This window comes from Streptomyces roseofulvus, assembly GCF_039534915.1.
In the GTDB taxonomy this organism is placed as follows: Bacteria; Actinomycetota; Actinomycetes; order Streptomycetales; family Streptomycetaceae; genus Streptomyces; species Streptomyces roseofulvus.
The window spans coordinates 1,359,683-1,378,125 of record NZ_BAAAWE010000001.1; the positions used below are offsets into that span (position 1 = coordinate 1,359,683).

Consider the following 18,443-nt stretch of genomic DNA (forward strand, 5'->3'; position numbering starts at 1 on the left):
GGGTGACCTGGCGGTAGCCGTGGCCCCTGGACCGTCCGGATCTGGCCTGTTGGCCGGATCAATTCGCTTGTCAGTGGCGTCTGGGAGGCTGGCTCCATGGACGAGAACCTCAGGGACGACGAGGCGGGCGAGCGCCCCGCGCTGACCCTTCAGCTCACGATCGACTGCGCGGATCCGGGCCGGCTGGTGCCGTTCTGGGCGGAGGCCCTGCGGTACGTGCCGGAGCCGCCGCCGCAGGGGTACGCGAGCTGGCGCGCGTACTGGGCGGCTTCGGGGGTGCCGGAGGAGGAGCTGGGCGACGGGGCGGGGGACCTGCCGGAGTCCCTGGTCGACCCGGCGGGGGCGGGGCCGCGGGTCTGGTTCCAGCAGGTCCCGGAGCCGAAGACGGTGAAGAACCGCGTCCACCTGGACCTGAAGGTCGGCGGTGGACGCGGGGTGCCCCTCGCGGTGCGCCGGGCGCGGGTCGACGGGGAGGTGGCCCGGCTGACCGCGCTCGGCGCGACCGTGCTGCGCACGATGGACGAGCCGCACGGTATGGACTACTACGCGGTGGTGCTCCAGGACCCGGAGGGCAACGAGTTCTGCGTGGTGTGACCGGTCGGGTCAGCCGGCGTCGCGCGGGTCGAAGGAGTCGGTGTCGACGGTCAGCGGGGCGGGGAAGGCCCCGGCGATGTCGTCCCAGCGGGTGAACTTGAAGTTCGTGCCCTCGCGGTCGCCGTCCGCCGGGGTGGCCTCGCCGTCGTGGGTGACGAGCAGGCCCTTCGGGAAGGCGGCGCCGAGCGGCACGTTCACCACGGTGGAGCCGTCGGAGTGCTGCACCCCGTCGGTGGCGGGCCCGTCGGTGACGGCGAAGGAGCCGAGGTAGGCGTTGGCGCCCTCGCGGGCGTAGACGGCGAAGGTGTTGTCGCCCTGGCTGGAGGCGAGGACGTAGCCGGCGCCGTCCTCGCCGTGGTAGACGGTGACGCCCTCGGCGTCGGCGCTCAGGTGACGGCCGCCGAAGCCGGGGTCGTGCGCGGCGTCGAGGACGCACTCCTCCTCGGCCTCGTCGTACGTCCACGGGGTGCCGTACTGACGGACGCGGTCGAGCAGTTCGGGCCGCTCGAACTCCTCGTCGTCGATCTCGACGCGCCAGAGGCCGACGGCCTCCTGGGCGGCGTAGAGGACGTGCTCCTCCTGGTCGACGGCCATGCCCTCGACCTGCGGCAGCTCGCCGGGGTCGGCGCACGGCCGCCAGGCGGTGCCGTTCGGCAGGGTGAAGGACTGGGACAGGTCCAGGGTGTCCTCGATGCGGTAGCCCACCCGGCCGCCGCGGTCCTCGAGTTCGAGCAGGCGCAGCCGGCTGCGCTCGCGCTGGGAGACCACGACGTAGGCGTCGTCCCCGTCGCGGTAGGCGGTCAGGCCGTAGGAGGTGGTCTGCTCGTCGACCTCGGCCTCGTCCGCGGCGAAGACGGGGGTGACGTCGGCGGCGGTGACGTCCCGCAGCGGGGCGCGGCCGGCGGCGAGGGCGGCGGGGTCGATGGCGTAGGTGCGGATCCGGTCGCGGCCGCGGTCGCTGACGACGGCCAGGTCGGTCGGCCGGCCGTCCAGGTCGAAGCCGTAGACCAGGTCGACGTTGTTGAACCGCCCGGGGGCGGCGTCCTCGCCGGGGGCGGGCGGGGCGGCGATGTGCTGGAGCCGACGGCCGTCGAGCCCGTACACGTCCAGGCCGCCCTCCTTGAGGGTGCCGATGACGAGGCTGCGGCCGGGCCGCGTGGGGTCGACCCAGACGGCGGGGTCGTCCGCGTCGGCGTTGCCGCCGGTTTCGTCGTCGTGGACGACCGGCGTCTCGACGCGGGCGGTGACGGGGACGGGCTGCGGGGCGGCGGGGGACGCGGCCACGACGCTGAGGGCGGCGGCCAGGGCGGTCAGAGCGGAGGCGCTCACGGTACTCCTCGGTAGCGGTCTCGGACGGGGCGAGACGCTACGGAGACGGAATGGAGGGGTCCTTGCGGACCCGTGAATTCCGGGCGTCCGTACGGCACCCGCGCCTACGCTGTCTCCCATGGGGGTCGACATCGAGGGCGCGATCGAGGTGCGGGGACCGGACGGCCGCTGGACGGTCCGGGACTGGCTGCCGGACTGCGCGACGCGCCGCGACCGGGACGCGCGGGAGTGCCTGTTCGGGTACGGCGGCGGCCTCCAGATCGAGCGGCCGCTCTTCGACATGCGGGGCCTCCCGCCGGACGCCTCCGCGGACATCCCCGACGACGACGTCAACCACAGCCACTCGTACGCCACCTGGGCGGAGGTGGCGGCGGTCGACTGGGACGCGCCGCTGAACGACCGCCCCGACGGCAACCACGTCGGGGTGTGGCTGCCGGGGCCGGACGGCGAGCTCGTCCTGGACCACGTCGCCCGGACGCCGCTCGCCGTCGTGGACGCGGCGGAGGAGCTGTTCGGCGAGGACCTGTGGCCGTACGAGTGGCCGCCCGGCGGCGAGGTCCCGCTGGACGGGGCGGTCCACCGTCCGGTGGTGTACACGGCGCGGATGTTCGCCCCGCCGGACGGCGACCGCTGGGGCCCGGTCTGGGCGGTGATGCGCGATCTGGCGGCCGTCCACGGTGACGGGAACGTCCGCCTGATCGTCTGGTTCGGCTGAGCCTCCGCGCGGCGGGCTACTTGGCGAGGGCCCGGCTGATGACCATCCGCTGGATCTCGCTCGTCCCCTCGAAGATGGTGTAGATGGCCGCGTCGCGGTGCATGCGCTCGACCGGGTACTCGCGGGTGTAGCCGTTGCCGCCGAGAATCTGGATGGCCTGGGCCGTGACGCTCTTGGCGACCTCGCTCGCGTACAGCTTCGACATCGAGCCCTCGGCGTTCGTGAAGGGCTTGCCGGCGGTGGCCATCCAGGAGGCGCGCCAGACGAGCAGGCGGGCCGCGTCGATCTGCGTGGCCATGTCGGCGAGCTGGAAGGCGACGCCCTGGTTCTCGATGATCGGGCGGCCGAACTGCACGCGGGTCCTGGCGTAGTCGAGGGCGACCTCGTACGCGGCGCGGGCGGTCCCGACGGCCATGGCGCCGACCGCCGGGCGGGACGCCTCGAAGGTCGCCATGGCGGCGTTCTTCACGCGCTCGCCGCCGGACTTGGCCTTCTCGCGGGCGCGGGCGAGGCGCTCGTCGAGCTTGTCCTTGCCGCCGAGCAGGCAGGATCCCGGGACGCGGACGTCCTCCAGGACGACCTCGGCGGTGTGGGAGGCGCGGATGCCGTGCTTCTGGAACTTCTGGCCCTGCGAGAGCCCGGGGGTCCGCGGCGGCACGATGAAGGAGGCGTGGCCCTTGGAGCCCAGCTCCGGGTCGACCACGGCGACGACGACGTGCACGTCGGCGATGCCGCCGTTGGTCGCCCAGGTCTTGGTGCCGTTGAGCACCCACTCGTCCTTGGCCTCGTCGTAGACGGCCCGGGTGCGCATCGAGGCGACGTCGGAGCCGGCGTCGGGCTCGGAGGAGCAGAACGCGGCGACCTTCACGTCGTTCGCGTCGCCGTACATCTGCGGCACCCAGGTGCCGATCTGCTCCTCGGTGCCGTTGGCGAGGACGCCGACGGCGGCGAGGCCGGTGCCGACGATGGAGAGCGCGATGCCGGCGTCGCCCCAGAAGAGCTCCTCCATCGCCATCGGGATGCCGAGGCCGGTCGGGTCGAAGAACTGCTGGGCGTAGAAGTCGAGGGAGTAGATTCCCAGCTTGGCCGCCTCCTGGATGATCGGCCAGGGGGTCTCCTCACGCTCGTCCCACTCGGCGGCGGCCGGACGCATGACGTCCGCGGCGAAGCCGTGGAGCCAGTCGCGGACCTGCTTCTGGTCCTCGTTGAGCTCGAGCGTGAACTCGCCCATGTTCCCTCCCAGCAGTACGTTACTTGCGGTAACAGCAGTCTGTTACCGGCGGGTACGGCTGTCAACCTGCGGGTCCTCGCGAACGAAGCGGACCGGACCGTTCGGCGCGGGGTGCCGGTCGGGTGTTACGTTGCGACAGCCTCAGGTCATCACACGGGCGGGGAGACACGCTTATGGACATCGCACACCGGACCACCGACCAGCAGAAGCCCGCCGAGCAGCGGCGGCGCGAACTGCTGGAGGCGGCGGACCGGGTGGTGCTCCGCGACGGCCCCAAGGCATCCATGAACGCGATCGCGGCCGAGGCCGGCATCACCAAGCCGATCCTCTACCGCCACTTCGGCGACAAGGGCGGCCTCTACCGCGCCCTCGCCACCCGCCACACCGACGCCCTGCTCGCCTCGCTGCGGGCCGCCCTCGACGCCCCCGCCGACCGGCGCCGCCGGGTCGAGTCCACCCTCGACACCTACCTCGCCTCCATCGAGGCGATGCCGCAGGTCTACCGCTTCCTCATGCACCCCGCCGAGGAGTCCCACCAGGCCGAGCAGGGCTTCGACGTCGGCCGCCACTCCGCCCCGCTGCTGCGACGCATGGGCGAGGAGCTGGGCCAGGTCATCGCCGAGCGCGTCGACCTCGGCCCCGCGGCCGAGGCGCAGGCCCGGATCTGGGGCCACGGCATCGTCGGCATGATGCACGCCGCCGGCGACTGGTGGCTCGGCGAGCGCCCCTGCTCCCGCGCCGAACTGGTCCGCTCCCTCGCCGACCTCCTCTGGGGCCGCCTGGCCGAAGCCGACGACCGCGCGGACGGCCCGGGCTTCTAGGCCGTCGCTTCCGGATCCACCGGCCGGGGTCCGGAGCGGGAGCGCCCCCGGAGGGTGGCCGGGCGGGCGGCCGCGAGGGCTGCCGATTCCGGGGGGGGGGGGACCCTCGGAGCCGTACCGGAGAACCGGGAAGGGCGCCGCTACGCCTCCAGGACGGACGCGCCCTCGCCCCAGGACTGCTTGCGGACGGCGCGGAGGAGACGTGATCTGCGCCACCCGGTGACGTGCTCCGCGTAGACGCGGCCCTCCAGGTGGTCCATCTCGTGCAGCAGGCAGCGGGCGAAGAAGCCGGTACCCTCGACCCGGACCGGCGTGCCGTCGGTGCGGACGCCCTCCACCACCGCGCGGTCGAAGCGGGCCACCGGCGCCTCCAGGCCCGGCAGCGAGAGGCAGCCCTCCGGGCCGCGGTACGCGTCGCCGTCCGCCTCCACCAGCCGCGGGTTCACCACGTGCCCCAGGTGCCGCACGTCCTCGTCGTCCGGGCAGTCGTAGACGAACACCCGCAGCCCCACGCCCACCTGGTTCGCGGCCAGACCCACGCCGTGCGCCGCGTACATGGTGGCGAACATGGACTCCACCAGCCCGTCGAGCTCGCGCCCGAACTCGGTGACGGGGGCACAGGGCGTGTGCAGCACGGGGTCGCCGAGCAGGGTCATCGTCCGGACGACGCCGGAGCTGCCGGGGATGGGGCGGTTTCGCATGCCCGTAAGCGTACGGTCCGCCGTGACCTCCTCCTTTCATACGGTCGGCCCGGGTGCCGCGGTTCGGGCTCCTGGCCGGTTCTCGATAGGCTGAGCCCCGACCGACGCAAGGAGGATCAAGGACGATGTCAGGACACCCCGGTAATCCAGAGCCGCTGTCGCCGCGCGCCAAGCTGGCCGTGACCGCGGGCAAGGCGGCCGCCGCGGTGTCGCGGGCGGCCGGCCGTGGCAGCGGATCGGTGATCGGCGGAAGGGTCGCGCTCAAGCTCGACCCCGACCTGCTGGGACGGCTCGCGCAGCACCTGGACGTCGTCCTCGTGTCCGCCACCAACGGCAAGACCACCACGACCCGGCTGATCGCCGAGGCGCTCCGGGCCAGCGGCCCGGTGGTCTCCAACGCCCTCGGCGCCAACATGCCCGCGGGCATCACCTCCGCCCTCGCCGGCGGAAGCGACGCCCGGTTCGGCGTGATCGAGGTCGACGAGAAGTACCTCGCCGGCGTCGCCCGCGACACCACCCCCAAGGCGATCGCGCTGCTCAACCTCTCCCGCGACCAGCTCGACCGCGCCGCCGAGACGCGGATGCTCGCCGAGAAGTGGCGCGAGGGCCTGAACGGCTCCAAGGCCGTCGTCATCGCCAACGCCGACGACCCGCTGATCGTGTGGGCCGCCTCCTCCTCCCCCAACGTGGTGTGGGTCGCGGTCGGCCAGGAGTGGAAGGACGACGCCTGGTCGTGCCCCTCCTGCGGCGGCGTGCTCCAGCGCCCCGGCGACGACTGGTTCTGCGGCGAGTGCGGCTTCCGCCGTCCCGCCCCGAGCTGGGCGCTCAGCGGCGACCACGTGCTCGACCCGCACGGCTCGGCCTGGCCGATCCGGCTCCAGCTGCCCGGCCGCGCCAACAAGGCGAACGCCGCCACCTCGGCCGCCGTCGCCGCCGTCTTCGGCGTCCCGCCGCAGGTCGCCCTGGAGCGCATGTACCAGGTGCAGGCCGTGGCCGGCCGCTACGACGTGGTCTCCTTCCAGGACCGCCAGCTGCGGCTGCTGCTCGCGAAGAACCCGGCCGGCTGGCTGGAGACGTTCTCCCTCATCGACCCGCCGCCGACGCCGGTCATCCTCTCGGTCAACGCGCGCGGCGCCGACGGCACCGACACCTCCTGGCTGTGGGACGTCGACTACGGCCGGCTCGCCGGCCACCCGATCATGGTGATCGGCGACCGCCGGCTCGACCTCGCGGTCCGCCTGGAGGTCGCGGGCGTGGACTTCCGCGTCTGCGACACGCTCGACGAGGCGGTCGCCATGGCCCCGCCCGGACAGATCGAGCTGATCGCCAACTACACCGCCTTCCAGGACGTACGCCGCCGTGTCGGCAACTGACCCCGCCCCGACTCGCAGAAGGAGTGGCAGCATGAGTGACAGCAGCCTGCGTGTGGTCTGGGTCTACCCCGACCTGCTCAGCACCTACGGCGACCAGGGCAACGTCCTCGTCGTCGAACGCCGCGCCCGCCAGCGCGGCCTGCACGTCGAGCGCGTCGACGTCCGCAGCGACCAGCCGGTCCCGACCTCCGGCGACATCTACCTGATCGGCGGCGGCGAGGACCGGCCGCAGCGGCTCGCGGCCGAGCGGCTGCGCCGCGACGGCGGCCTCTCCCGGGCCGCCTCGAACGGCGCGATCATCTTCTCGGTCTGCGCCGGCTACCAGATCCTGGGCCACGAGTTCATCAACGACCTCGGGGCGCGCGAGCCGGGCCTCGGCCTGCTCGACGTGACCACGGTCCGCGGCGAGGGCGCCCGCTGCGTCGGCGACGTGCTCGCCGACATCGACCCGCACCTGGGCCTCCCCCAGCTGACCGGCTTCGAGAACCACCAGGGCGTCACCCACCTCGGCCCGACGGCCCGCCCCTTCGCGCGGACCGTCTTCGGCAACGGCAACGGCACCGGCGACGGCACCGAGGGCGCGTACAACGACACCGTCTTCGGCACCTACATGCACGGTCCCGTGATGGCCCGCAACCCGCAGATCGCGGACCTGCTGCTGAAGCTGGCCCTCGACGTCAACGCGCTGCCGCCGACCGACGACCGGTGGTACGAGGCGCTGCGCGCCGAGCGCATCGCGGCCGCCTCGCAGCCCGCCTGACGGGTCGCCAGAAGGCCCTCGGACCTGCACTTCTGAGCGGCCTAGCGCACATTGGATTCGTAAGTAAATACGGTGTCCAATCTGCGGACATCCGGTTCGGCCCCGCCACCCGGCAACGATAGGGTGGCGGGGATCCAGCCGGACGACGTGGTCCGGGAGTCGGCCCACGTTGCAAAGGTTTTTGGGCTATGCGCATTGGTGTGCTCACCTCCGGCGGAGACTGCCCCGGTCTGAACGCCGTCATCCGTTCCGTCGTGCACCGGGCCGTCGTCGACCACGGAGACGAGGTCATCGGCTTCCACGACGGGTGGAAGGGCCTCCTGGAGTGCGACTACCGGAAGCTCGACCTCGACGCGGTCGGCGGCATCCTCGCCCGCGGCGGCACCATCCTCGGGTCCTCCCGCGTCCAGCCCGCCCACCTCGTCGACGGGGTCGAGCGGGCCAGGGGCCACGTCGCCGACCTCGGCCTCGACGCGATCATCCCGATCGGCGGCGAGGGCACCCTCAAGGCCGCCAACCTCCTCTCCGAGGCCGGCCTGCCCATCGTGGGCGTCCCGAAGACCATCGACAACGACATCGCCTCGACCGACGTCACCTTCGGCTTCGACACCGCCGTCACCGTCGCCACCGAGGCCCTCGACCGCCTGAAGACCACCGCCGAGTCCCACCAGCGGGTCCTCGTCGTCGAGGTCATGGGCCGTCACACCGGCTGGATAGCCCTGCACTCGGGCATGGCCGCCGGCGCCCACGCCGTCGTCGTCCCGGAGCGCCCCTTCGACATCGACGAGCTGACCTCCCGGGTCGGCGCCCGCTTCGAGGACGGCAAGCGGTTCGCGATCGTCGTGGTCGCCGAGGGCGCCAAGCCGCTGGAGGGCTCCTCCATGGACTTCAAGACCGCCGGCACCGACATCTACGGCCACGAGCGGTTCACCGGCGTCGCCAACCAGCTCTCCGTCGAGCTGGAGCGCCGGCTCGGCAAGGAGGCCCGCCCGGTCATCCTCGGCCACGTCCAGCGCGGCGGCACGCCCACCGCGTACGACCGCGTCCTCGCCACCCGCTTCGGCTGGCACGCGGTCGAGGCGGCGCACCGCGGCGAGTTCGGCATGCTGACCTCGCTGCGCGGCACCGACATCGTGATGGTGCCGCTGGCGCAGGCCGTCGAGACGCTGAAGACGGTCCCCGAGGACCGCTACGCCGAGGCCGAGTGCGTCCTCTGACGACGCGGCGCACCACTCACCCGCCCCCGGTCGCGAGCGCGACCGGGGGCGGTTCTAGTCTGGTGCGGACAACAAGCGCGAAACGGGCTCGGCGCGCAATGGGCTCCAGGAGTAAGCGATGGATCACAGCGGGCACGGCATGACCACGGATCTGCCGCCGTTCACGCTGGGGCGGGGCCTGGAGTTCTCTCCCGACCTCTTCTTCCTGATCGGCTGCCTCGCGGCGCTCGGTCTGTACGGCTGGGGCGTCGCCCGGCTGCGGAGGCGCGGAGACGCCTGGCCGGTCGCCCGGACCGTGTTCTTCACGGCAGGCGTGCTGACCGTCGCCCTGGTGATGTGCACCAAGCTGAACGACTACGGCATGGTCATGTTCAGCGTGCACATGGTGCAGCACATGGTGATCTCCATGGTCTCGCCGATCCTGCTGCTGCTCGGCGCGCCGGTGACGCTGGCGCTGCGGGCCCTGCCGGTGGCCGGCCGCGACGCGCTCGGCCCGCGCGAGCTGCTGCTGAAGCTGCTGCACAGCCGGTACATGCGGATCATCACGCACCCCGCGTTCACCATCAGCATGTTCATCGCCAGCCTCTACGGCCTCTACTTCACCTCGCTCTTCGACACCCTGATGGCGTCGAAGCCCGGGCACATCGCGATGATGGTGCACTTCCTCGCGGTCGGCCTGGTCTTCTTCTGGCCGATCATGGGCGTGGACCCGGGCCCGCACCGGCCCGGGTACGTGATGCGGATGCTGGAGCTCTTCGCGGGCATGCCGTTCCACGCCTTCTTCGGCATCGCGATGATGATGGCGACCCAGCCGATGGTGGACGCGTACAAGAACCCGCCCGCCTCGCTCGGCATCGACGCGCTCGCCGACCAGAACGCCGCCGGCGGCATCGCCTGGGCGTTCAGCGAGATCCCGTCGGTGCTGGTGCTGATCGCCCTGGTCTACCAGTGGTACCACTCCGAGCAGCGGCAGGCGGTGCGCAAGGACCGGCAGGCCGACCGGGACGGCGACAAGGAGCTGGCGGAGTACAACGCCTACCTGGCCTCGCTCCAGGCGCGCCGCTGATCCTCCGGGACACCGCCGAGGCCCCCGGGACCGTGTGGTCCCGGGGGCCTCGTGCCGTCCGGCGCACGCCGAGCGCGTCCGGGGAGTAGCGCGCGCCCCCCGCCTGGCGTCACGATGGCAGGGAGGCTTCCCCGGCCCTGGGCCGATGTCGGGAGGAGGACGGGCAGATGTCCGGTTCCACGAAGGCGATGACGATCGTCACCTGTGCCGTGCTGGTGCTGATCACCGCGTACACGGTGGCGCTCGGCAGCAGCGGCTGGCTCTGGTTCGGCTGGATCGTGCTGGGGGTGGCGACGATCGGCATGGCCGCGGCGGACAGCACCGAGACGCCGGTGGCGCCACGCGCGCCGCGGGCGGGCGGAGGGAGCGGCGGCGCGGGGCCTTCGCCGCGCTGACCGGTGCCCGGCCGGGTCACATGTGCCTGTTCGAGTAGTACTGCTCGATGAGGCGGACGAACGTCACGTCCTGCTCGTTCTGCCCCGCCTCGAAGTCCGGCGACTCGCGGACCTGCTCCTTGGTGCAGTCCACGTGCACGGTCTCGTTCTCCCTGTCCACGCGGTCGACCAGGCCGGCGGGCAGGACGACCTTGTGGCCGAGGATCCACGGCCCCGTGTCCACGACCAGATAGGACCGGTCGACGTCCTCCGTGTGCCGGTCGACCTTGCCGATGCCTCCGTCGGTGGCCTCCACCGCGTAGCCGATCAGGGTGTCGCCGGGCACATGGCCCGAGGACTTCGGGTAGCCCCAGATGTCGGCGCCCATGGCGTGCCTCCTCCCCGGGAGTGCCGTTGCTTCCGTGGCGGGCGACTACCCGGGGCGGGGGCGGTCATGTGAGGCGGTCTCGCGGGGGACGGTCAGCGCGGGGCCAGGACGAACCAGACCTGTCCGCGGGCGAAGGCGAGCGGGCTTCCGTCGGGGGTGGTGAAGGCGGTGCCGCCGGCCGGGTCCGGGCGGGACCAGCGGGCCTCGTGCGCCCGCCCGTCGCGCAGCACGGTCGCCGTGCCGGAGCCGGTGGTCTCGGTGTACGGGGAGACGGCGCCGGTCACGTCGTGGAACGCGGAGGGGCGGACGGTCACCCGCTGGACGACGACGGTGGCGGGGGCGAGCGGGCCGGTGTCGGTCGACGTCATCGCGCGGCCGTCGAGGGCGACGTGCCAGCCGCGGTCGGCGGCTGACCAGGTGAAGGTGTAGCGCGCCGCCGGGAAGCGGACCGTCTCCCCGCTGGTCGCCGTGCCGCCGGCGGGCGGGCCACCGAAGCGCAGACCGATGGGGGCCGCGTCGGAGGCGTCGGGGGCGGCGGCGAGGGCGCGCTCAGGGCGCAGGTAGAGGTTGTGCGGGGCCGGGCGGTCGGGGGAGCGCCGGAAGGCGCCGGGCGCGTTCGACTCGGTGACGAGGTCGAGGGAGGCGGCGTCGAGCAGCGGGTTCAGTGCGGACTGGGCGCCGGAGTAGGCGAGGGCGGGCCGGCCGAAGGGGCGCAGGAGGGAGATGTCGGACTCGCGGGCGCTGCGGACGGGGCCGACGCTGTCGGGCAGGCGGGACGAGTAGACGGCGAGCAGGCGGGTGACGCCGCCCTCGACCTGTTCGACGTAGACGAGGTCGGCGGCGCCGAGGCCGGTCTGGGGCCGGGCCGCGGCCACGTTGTCCACCTTCACGGCGAGCACGGGGCCGGTGCGGGCGGGCAGTCCGGTGAACGGCGAGACGCCGGCGGGGGCGGTGGTGGTGGGCGCGCGCGTCGGCGTCGGTGCCGGGTCCGGCGGGCCCGCGCCGGAGCAGCCGTACAGACCGGCCGCGGTCACCGCGCAGAGCAGTGCGGTGAGCCCGCGCCCGGGACGCCGGGGTCCGCGCGCGCCTGGCATGTCGGCCTCCCGGTGGGTCGGGACACTCCTACCAGTGGACCACGGGCGCCCGGGGCGTTACAACGGGCGTGACGGACGACGAACGGGGGTCCCGGTGTTCTACCGGCTGCTGAAGTACGTACTGCTCGGGCCGCTGCTGAAACTGCTGTTCCGGCCGCGGGTCGAGGGGATCGAGCACGTCCCGGAGGAGGGCGCGGCGATCGTCGCGGGGAACCATCTCTCCTTCTCCGACCACTTCCTGATGCCGGTCGTGCTCGACCGGCGGATCACCTTCCTGGCGAAGCAGGAGTACTTCACCGGGCCCGGGCTGAAGGGGCGGCTGACCGCCGCGTTCTTCCGGGCGGCCGGGCAGATCCCGGTGGACCGCTCCGGCAAGGAGGCGGGTCGGGCGGCGATCCGGGAGGGGCTCGGGGTGCTCGCCCGGGACGAGCTGCTGGGGATCTACCCGGAGGGCACCCGCTCGCACGACGGGCGTCTGTACAAGGGGAAGGTCGGCGTGGCGGTGATGGCGCTGACGGCGGGGGTGAAGGTCGTGCCGTGCGCCATGGTCGGCACCTTCGAGATCCAGCCGCCCGGGCGGGTGGTGCCCCGGATCCGGCGGGTGACCATCCGGTTCGGGGAGCCGCTGGACTTCTCGCGGTTCGCGGGCTCGGTGGACGAGCGGGCGGTGGTGCGGGCGGTCACGGACGAGATCATGTACGCGATCATGCGGCTGTCGGGGCAGGAGTACGTGGACGAGTACGCGGCCGTGGTGAAGGCGGCGGGCGACTCCTGAGCGGGGTACGGCGGAGGGGCGGTCGTGGTGCGACCGCCCCTCCGCCGTCAGCCGGTGACTACGGCTGCGGAGTCGCGTGCGGGGCGCACGTCTGGTCCGTGGCGTCGAGCCTGCCGGTCAGCAGGTAGTCCTCGACCTTGGTGTTGAGGCACGGGTTGGCCAGGTTGGTGATGCCGTGCGAGCCGGCGTCGCGCTCCGTGATCAGACGCGAGTTCTTGAACCGCTTGTGCAGTTCCACGGCGCCCTCGTACGGGGTGGCGGCGTCGCGCTCGGCCTGGGTGATGAGCACGGGCGGCAGGCCCTGGCCCGTCTTGACCTGCACGGGACGCCGGCTCGGCGCCTTCCAGGTGGCGCAGGGCAGGTTCATCCAGGCGTTGGACCAGGTCATGAACGGGTAATGCTCGTGGAGGCGGGAGTTGTCCCGGTCCCACTTCTTCCAGCTGGTCGGCCACGGGGCGTCCGCACACTCGACGGCCGTGTAGACCGCGTTGCCGTTCTCCGAGGCGATGTTGCCGGCGGTGTCGGTGAGGTCCGCGGCGGCGTTGTCGATCAGCGGCTGCGGGTCGCCGGCGGCGTACGCGCTCCACGCCTCGGCCACCGGGGCCCACATGGAGTCGTAGTACGGGGCGTTCTGGAAGAAGCCGATCAGCTCGGCCGGTCCGACCTTGCCGCCGAGCGGCGCCTTCTTGGCGGCGGCGCGCAGGGTGTCCCACTGCTGCCGCACCTCGGCGAGGGTGGAGCCGAGGTGGTAGGCGGCGTCGTTCCGGGCGACCCAGGTCATCCAGTCGGTGAGCCGGCCCTCGAAGGCGATGTCCTGGCCGAGGTTGGCCTCGTACCAGATGGAGCGGGTCGACGGGTTGACGACGCTGTCCAGGACCATGCGGCGGACGTGCGTCGGGAAGAGGGTGCCGTAGACGGCGCCGAGGTAGGTGCCGTACGAGACGCCGACGAAGTTGAGCTTCCGCTCGCCGAGGGCGGCGCGGATGACGTCGAGGTCGCGGGCGGTGTTCGGGGTCGTCATGTGCGGGAGCATGTCGCCGCTCTTCTCGGCGCAGCCCTCGGCGTACTCGGCGGCGAGCTTGCGCTGCGCCAGCTTGTCGGCCTCGCTGTCGGGCACCGGGTCGAGCTTGGGGCCCTTGACGAACTCGGTCGGGTCGACGCAGGAGATCGGGGCGGACTTGCCGACGCCGCGCGGGTCGAAGCCGACGAAGTCGTACGCCTTGGCGGTGTTCGCCCAGATCTTGTTGTTGGTCGTGACGCGGCGCGGGAAGCGCAGGCCGGAACCGCCGGGGCCGCCGGGGTTGTAGAGGAGCGCGCCCTGGCGCTCGGCCGGGGTGCCGGTGGCGGCGATCCGGTCGACGGCGAGCTTGATCTTCTTGCCGTACGGCTTGGCGTAGTCGACGGGCACGGTGACCCAGCCGCACTGGATCGGCTTCTCCAGGCCCCAGTCGGCGGGACAGTCCTGCCAGTCGATGCCGGTGCGGGCCGCCTGTGCCGCGGCGACGGCGACACCGGTCGCCTCGGCGTCGCGGCCGTGGCGCGCCCCGCCGTCGGCGCTCGCGGCCGGTGCCGCGAGCGCGCCCGCGACGAGCGTGCCGGCGATGAGTGTGCCGGCGGAGCCGAGCACTGCCGTGCGTCGTCTCACAGGTCCTCCCCCTGTAGGTGGTCGTCTGTTCGGGTGATCCTTTCGTCTGAGAGGGCATGACGTCAGTCCGAACACACGTTTCTTTGCCGAACCCATAACCGGAGTGCGGAATCCGCTGAGCGGTGCACCCCGACCGGCCTCAGCCGGCGGCGAGTTCGTCCAGCGCCGTGTCGAGGATCCGGCGCAGGGCGAGCGCGTCGGGCGCGACCGCGGTGACGAGCACCGCCGGGCCGGCCAGCGGGGTCAGGGCCGCTTGGTCGCCGAGCGGCCGGGCCGGCGGCGGCGCGTCCGCGTACGCCGGGTCGACGACGAGGAGTTGGCCGGTGGCCCGGTGACCGGCGAGGACGGCGCCGCCGTCCCAGCCGCGGGCGGCACCGGGGCCGTACGCCAGCTCCTGGTCGAGCAGCGGGCGGCCCGCGCGGCGGACGGTGAGACGGGAGACGAGGGTGCCGGGGGGTTCACCGTGGCGGCCGAGGACCTGCTCCTCGCGCAGGACCAGCCGCGCGGTCGGCGCCAGGTCGACGCCGGTGCGCACCCGGAGGTCGGAGCCGTGGGCGCTGACGAGCTGTTCGGGCAGCCAGTGCAGGACGGCGTCCGCGCCGACCCGGAGCCGGAGTTCGTACCGGGCGGGGTCCGGGGTGCGGCCGGGCAGGGCGAGGGTGGCGGCGGCCGAGTCGACCCGGAGCCGGGCCCCGTCCCGTACCTCGGTCTCGATCGCGAGCCGGTCGCCGCCGAGCGGGGCGCTCATCGCGCCGACGACCGTCACCCGCGACCAGCCGGGGCCGGCGGCGCGGGTACGGCGCGGGGCGAGCGGTCCGTCGCTCTCCAGGACCGGCAGCGAACCGCCGGGCCCGGCGGCGATCCGGGCGGTGGCGCGCAGGCTCATGCGGTGGGCGCCTGCACAGCCGTCCAGGCGGCGAGCCGTTCCCGCACCCAGTCGGCGACCGGGCCGACGCCCTCGCCCGAGCGGAGCGAGGTGAAGACGACGGGCAGGTCGCCGCGCTGCTCCGCCGCGTCGCGGGCCATCCGGCCGAGGTCGGAGCCGACGAACGGGGCGAGGTCGGTCTTGTTGACGACGAGGAGGTCGGAGGTGGTGACGCCGGGGCCGCCCTTGCGGGGGATGTCGTCGCCGCCGGCGACGTCGATGACGAAGATCTGCGCGTCGACGAGGCCCTTGGAGAAGGTGGCGGTGAGGTTGTCGCCGCCGGACTCGACGAGGATGAGGTCGAGCGGGCCGACGGCGTCCTCCAGCTCCTCGACGGCCTCGAGGTTGGCGGAGATGTCGTCGCGGATGGCGGTGTGCGGGCAGGCGCCGGTCTCCACGGCCTGGATGCGCTCCGGCGGCAGCACGGCCTCGCGGCGCAGGAACTCGGCGTCCTCGCGGGTGTAGATGTCGTTGGTGACGACGGCGAGCGAGAGGCCGTCGCGGAGGGTGCGGCAGAGCGCGGCGACGGTGGCGGTCTTGCCGGAACCGACCGGCCCGCCGAGCCCGACGCGCAGCGCGCGCCGGGTGCCGTCGGGGCGGTGGGCGTCGGCGGAGACGGCGCCGTGGTGGGTGTGACCGTGGTCGAGGTGCATGGGTGCTCCCGTGTTACGAGGCGAAGAGGCGGACGGGCCAGTCCGCGTGCTGTTCGGCGGTGATGTCGAGGAGCGGCGCGGAGGCGGCGGGCAGGGCGTCGACGCCTTCGCGGGCGGCGGCGGTGGCCCGCCGCGCGACCTCGTCCATCACGGGGGCGAGCCGGGCGAGGACGCCGGTCGCCTGGTAGGGGTCGAGGCCCAGGAGGCGTACGGTCGCGGTCGCGGGGCCGCCGACCGTCTCGTACGCGGCGCAGTGCGCGGCGTCCTCCGGGCCGAGCCCCGCCGCCCGGGCCGTGATGCCGAGCACGACGGGCTGGTGCGCGCCGTGCGGGAAGGCGGCGGCGAGCGCGTCGAGTTCGGGGCTCGGCCAGGCGGCGCGGGCGGCCCGCATCAGCTGGCGGCCGAGCCGCCGGGCGGCGGCGCGCAGCGCGGGCGAGGGGGTGCGGGCGTCGGCGGCGGCGTCGAGCTCGTACGGATCGAGCCCGAGGGCCGCCGCGGCGGCGAGGCCCGCCGCGGTGAGGCCGACGGTGTGCAGACGCCCGAGACAGAACGCTTCGAGCCCGGCGGCGTCGCGGATGCGCCCGGCCTTCACGGCGGCCTCGGCGCCGCCGGAGTGGGCGTGCCCGCCGGCCGGGAAGCGTCCGTCGGCGAGCACCAGGAGGGCGGAGCGGGAAGCCGCCATCAGAAGAGGAAGTAGCGCTGGGCCATGGGCAGTTCCACGGCGGGGGCGGGTTCGACCGCTTCGCCGTCGATGGTGACGGTGAAGGTGTCGGCGTCGACCTCGACGCGCGGCAGGGCGTCGTTCTCCCGCATGTCCGCCTTGGTGACGCGGCGGGTGGAGCGGATCGGGGTGAACTCCTTGGCCAGGCCGAGCCGCTGGGGCAGGTCGTCCTCGATCGCCGCCTCGGCGGTGAAGTTGACGGAGCCGGCGGCCGCCGCCCGGCCGAGGGCGCCGAACATGGGGCGCGGCAGCACCGGCTGGGGCGTGGGGATGGAGGCGTTGGCGTCGCCCATCTGCGCGTAGGCGATCTGGCCGCCCTTGAGGACGGCGAGCGGCTTCACCCCGAAGAAGGCGGGCTCCCACAGCACGAGGTCGGCGAGCTTGCCGGGTTCGACGGAGCCGATGAGGTGGTCCATGCCCTGGGCGACGGCCGGGTTGATCGTGTACTTGGCGACGTAGCGGCGGACCCGCCGGTTGTCGGCGCGGCCGTCCCCCGGCAGCGCGCCGCGCCGCTTCTTCATGACGTGGGCGGTCTGCCAGGTCCGCAGGACCACCTCGCCGATCCGGCCCATGGCCTGCGAGTCGGAGGAGATGATCGAGATGGCGCCGAGGTCGTGGAGGATGTCCTCGGCCGCGATCGTGGACGGCCGGATCCGGGACTCGGCGAAGGCGAGGTCCTCGGGGACGGCCGGGTTGAGGTGGTGGCAGACCATCAGCATGTCGAGGTGTTCCTCGATGGTGTTGACGGTGTGCGGCCGGGTCGGGTTGGTCGAGCTGGGCAGCACGTGGGGCTCGGAGACCACGGTGATGATGTCCGGCGCGTGCCCGCCGCCCGCGCCCTCGGTGTGGTACGCGTGGATGGTCCGGCCCGCGATGGCGGCGAGGGTGTCGCCGACGAATCCGGCCTCGTTGAGGGTGTCGGTGTGGATGGCGAGCTGGGCGCCGGTCTCCTCGCAGACGCCGAGGCAGGCGTCGATGACGGCGGGGGTGGCCCCCCAGTCCTCGTGGATCTTGAAGCCGAGGGCGCCGCCGCGCAGCTGGGAGTGCATCGCCTCGCGGGACATGGTGTTGCCCTTGCCGAGGAGGCCGATGTTGACCGGGAAGGTGTCGAGGGCCTCGAACATCCGGGCGGTGTGCCAGGGGCCGGGGGTGACGGTGGTGGCCTTGGTGCCTTCGGCGGGTCCCGTGCCGCCGCCCACCAGGGTGGTGACGCCGGTGGCGAGCGCCTGCTCGACGACGGTCGGCGAGATGAAGTGGACGTGGGCGTCGACGGCGCCGGCCGTGACGATCCGCCCGTTGCCGGAGATGACCTCGGTCTCGGGGCCGATGACGAGCTCGGGGTGAACCCCGTCCATGGTGTCGGGATTGCCGGCCTTGCCGAGGGCGGTGATCCGGCCGTCGCGGATGCCGATGTCCGCCTTGACGATCCCCCAGTGGTCGATGACCACCGCGCCGGTGATCACCGTGTCGGGGGCGCCTTCGGCGCGGGTGGTGCGGGCCTGGCCCATCGACTCGCGGATGACCTTGCCGCCGCCGAAGACGGCTTCGTCGCCGGCCCGGCCGGGGCCGCCGGAACGGTCCTCCTCGATCTCCACCAGCAGGTCGGTGTCGGCGAGCCGGATGCGGTCGCCGGTGGTGGGGCCGAAGAGGTCGGCGTACACGGCGCGGTGCAGGTCAGGCACGGGGGGCTCCGTTCGGCGGCGCGGGCTGCGGGGCGGCGGGACGGGACCCGGAGCCGGGGGCGTCCGGCGGGTCGAGGGGGCCCGCGGTCTCGCCGCGCAGGCCGGGGACGGTCCGGCGGCCGGCGATCGGCACGAGTTCGACCTCGACGGGGACGCCGGGCTCGAAACGGACGGCGGTCCCCGCGGCGATGTGCAGCCGCAGCCCGCGGGCGGCGGCGCGGTCGAAGTCGAGACCGGGGTTGACCTCGGCGAAGTGGTAGTGGGAGCCGACCTGGACGGGCCGGTCGGCGGCGTTCAGGACGGTGAGGCGGGTGACGGGGCGGCCCTCGTTGAGGGGCACGGGCCCGTCCGCGTACAGGATCTCTCCCGGGATCATCGG

Annotated in this window: 20 protein-coding genes; 9 read left to right on the plus strand and 11 right to left on the minus strand. The window is 73.4% G+C overall.

Annotation, left to right across the window (positions count from 1 at the left end; all coding sequences use genetic code 11):
* Positions 1-96 precede the first annotated feature (96 nt).
* Complete coding sequence (locus tag ABFY03_RS06195; protein WP_346169409.1) at positions 97-594, plus strand: VOC family protein; 498 nt, start codon at positions 97-99, stop codon at positions 592-594.
* A 9-nt stretch (positions 595-603) separates the two neighbouring features.
* On the opposite strand, the gene ABFY03_RS06200 is transcribed toward ABFY03_RS06195, so the two are convergent.
* Positions 604-1,923 carry a phytase gene (locus ABFY03_RS06200; protein ID WP_346169410.1) on the minus strand — a complete coding sequence of 440 codons (1,320 nt, stop codon included), beginning with the start codon at positions 1,921-1,923 and terminating at the stop codon, positions 604-606.
* Between the two features lie 118 nt (positions 1,924-2,041).
* On the opposite strand from ABFY03_RS06200, the gene ABFY03_RS06205 reads away from it, so the two are divergent.
* Complete coding sequence (locus tag ABFY03_RS06205) at positions 2,042-2,638, plus strand: rhodanese-like domain-containing protein (protein WP_319007885.1); 597 nt, start codon at positions 2,042-2,044, stop codon at positions 2,636-2,638.
* Positions 2,639-2,654: 16 nt separating this feature from the next.
* On the opposite strand, the gene ABFY03_RS06210 is transcribed toward ABFY03_RS06205, so the two are convergent.
* Positions 2,655-3,869: an acyl-CoA dehydrogenase family protein gene (locus ABFY03_RS06210; RefSeq protein WP_346169411.1), complete on the minus strand. Its 1,215-nt coding sequence runs from the start codon at positions 3,867-3,869 to the stop codon at positions 2,655-2,657.
* A 173-nt stretch (positions 3,870-4,042) separates the two neighbouring features.
* Between ABFY03_RS06210 and ABFY03_RS06215 the strand changes: the two genes are divergently transcribed.
* The gene (locus ABFY03_RS06215) at positions 4,043-4,690 is read left to right on the plus strand and encodes a TetR/AcrR family transcriptional regulator (RefSeq protein WP_319007883.1); all 648 of its coding nucleotides are present in this window, start codon (positions 4,043-4,045) and stop codon (positions 4,688-4,690) included.
* Between the two features lie 140 nt (positions 4,691-4,830).
* Here the strand turns inward: ABFY03_RS06215 and def are convergent, their stop codons facing one another.
* Entirely contained in the window at positions 4,831-5,391 is a 561-nt protein-coding gene (gene def, locus ABFY03_RS06220; RefSeq protein ID WP_319007882.1) for a peptide deformylase, read from the minus strand.
* Positions 5,392-5,516: 125 nt separating this feature from the next.
* On the opposite strand from def, the gene ABFY03_RS06225 reads away from it, so the two are divergent.
* The 5 genes from ABFY03_RS06225 to ABFY03_RS06245 all read left to right on the plus strand — a co-directional run bounded on the left by ABFY03_RS06225 (position 5,517) and on the right by ABFY03_RS06245 (position 10,202).
* The gene (locus ABFY03_RS06225) at positions 5,517-6,764 is read left to right on the plus strand and encodes a Mur ligase family protein (RefSeq protein WP_319007881.1); all 1,248 of its coding nucleotides are present in this window, start codon (positions 5,517-5,519) and stop codon (positions 6,762-6,764) included.
* 31 nt (positions 6,765-6,795) lie between these two features.
* Positions 6,796-7,524, plus strand: a complete 729-nt coding sequence (locus ABFY03_RS06230) for a type 1 glutamine amidotransferase (RefSeq protein ID WP_031006735.1) — start codon at positions 6,796-6,798, stop codon at positions 7,522-7,524.
* Positions 7,525-7,712: 188 nt separating this feature from the next.
* The gene (locus tag ABFY03_RS06235) at positions 7,713-8,741 is read left to right on the plus strand and encodes a 6-phosphofructokinase (protein ID WP_319007880.1); all 1,029 of its coding nucleotides are present in this window, start codon (positions 7,713-7,715) and stop codon (positions 8,739-8,741) included.
* 118 nt (positions 8,742-8,859) lie between these two features.
* Positions 8,860-9,807 carry a cytochrome c oxidase assembly protein gene (locus tag ABFY03_RS06240; protein WP_319007879.1) on the plus strand — a complete coding sequence of 316 codons (948 nt, stop codon included), beginning with the start codon at positions 8,860-8,862 and terminating at the stop codon, positions 9,805-9,807.
* 167 nt (positions 9,808-9,974) lie between these two features.
* A complete protein-coding gene (locus ABFY03_RS06245; protein ID WP_319007894.1) occupies positions 9,975-10,202 on the plus strand; it encodes a hypothetical protein in 228 nt (75 codons plus the stop codon).
* A gap of 16 nt (positions 10,203-10,218) precedes the next feature.
* Here the strand turns inward: ABFY03_RS06245 and ABFY03_RS06250 are convergent, their stop codons facing one another.
* Positions 10,219-10,569, minus strand: a complete 351-nt coding sequence (locus tag ABFY03_RS06250) for a PRC-barrel domain containing protein (RefSeq protein WP_319007878.1) — start codon at positions 10,567-10,569, stop codon at positions 10,219-10,221.
* A 92-nt stretch (positions 10,570-10,661) separates the two neighbouring features.
* Entirely contained in the window at positions 10,662-11,663 is a 1,002-nt protein-coding gene (locus ABFY03_RS06255; RefSeq protein ID WP_319007877.1) for a DUF3048 domain-containing protein, read from the minus strand.
* A gap of 94 nt (positions 11,664-11,757) precedes the next feature.
* On the opposite strand from ABFY03_RS06255, the gene ABFY03_RS06260 reads away from it, so the two are divergent.
* Positions 11,758-12,438, plus strand: coding sequence for a lysophospholipid acyltransferase family protein (locus ABFY03_RS06260; RefSeq protein ID WP_346169412.1), 681 nt, complete (start codon positions 11,758-11,760; stop codon positions 12,436-12,438).
* Positions 12,439-12,496: 58 nt separating this feature from the next.
* Here the strand turns inward: ABFY03_RS06260 and ABFY03_RS06265 are convergent, their stop codons facing one another.
* The 6 genes from ABFY03_RS06265 to ABFY03_RS06290 form a co-directional block, all read right to left on the minus strand.
* Positions 12,497-14,083 (minus strand): alpha/beta hydrolase, encoded by a 1,587-nt coding sequence (locus ABFY03_RS06265; RefSeq protein WP_346169413.1) that lies wholly within the window; start codon positions 14,081-14,083, stop codon positions 12,497-12,499.
* A 139-nt stretch (positions 14,084-14,222) separates the two neighbouring features.
* Positions 14,223-14,969, minus strand: coding sequence for an urease accessory protein UreD (locus ABFY03_RS06270; RefSeq protein WP_346169414.1), 747 nt, complete (start codon positions 14,967-14,969; stop codon positions 14,223-14,225).
* Positions 14,966-15,661, minus strand: coding sequence for an urease accessory protein UreG (gene ureG / locus ABFY03_RS06275; RefSeq protein WP_346169415.1), 696 nt, complete (start codon positions 15,659-15,661; stop codon positions 14,966-14,968). The genes ABFY03_RS06270 and ureG overlap by 4 nt, the downstream gene beginning before the upstream one ends.
* A gap of 13 nt (positions 15,662-15,674) precedes the next feature.
* On the minus strand, positions 15,675-16,343 hold the full coding sequence (locus ABFY03_RS06280; RefSeq protein ID WP_346169416.1) for an urease accessory protein UreF: 669 nt from the start codon (positions 16,341-16,343) through the stop codon (positions 15,675-15,677).
* Entirely contained in the window at positions 16,343-18,064 is a 1,722-nt protein-coding gene (locus ABFY03_RS06285; protein WP_319007871.1) for an urease subunit alpha, read from the minus strand. The genes ABFY03_RS06280 and ABFY03_RS06285 overlap by 1 nt, the downstream gene beginning before the upstream one ends.
* Complete coding sequence (locus ABFY03_RS06290) at positions 18,057-18,440, minus strand: urease subunit beta (protein WP_346169417.1); 384 nt, start codon at positions 18,438-18,440, stop codon at positions 18,057-18,059. The genes ABFY03_RS06285 and ABFY03_RS06290 overlap by 8 nt, the downstream gene beginning before the upstream one ends.
* Between the last annotated feature and the right edge of the window lie 3 nt (positions 18,441-18,443).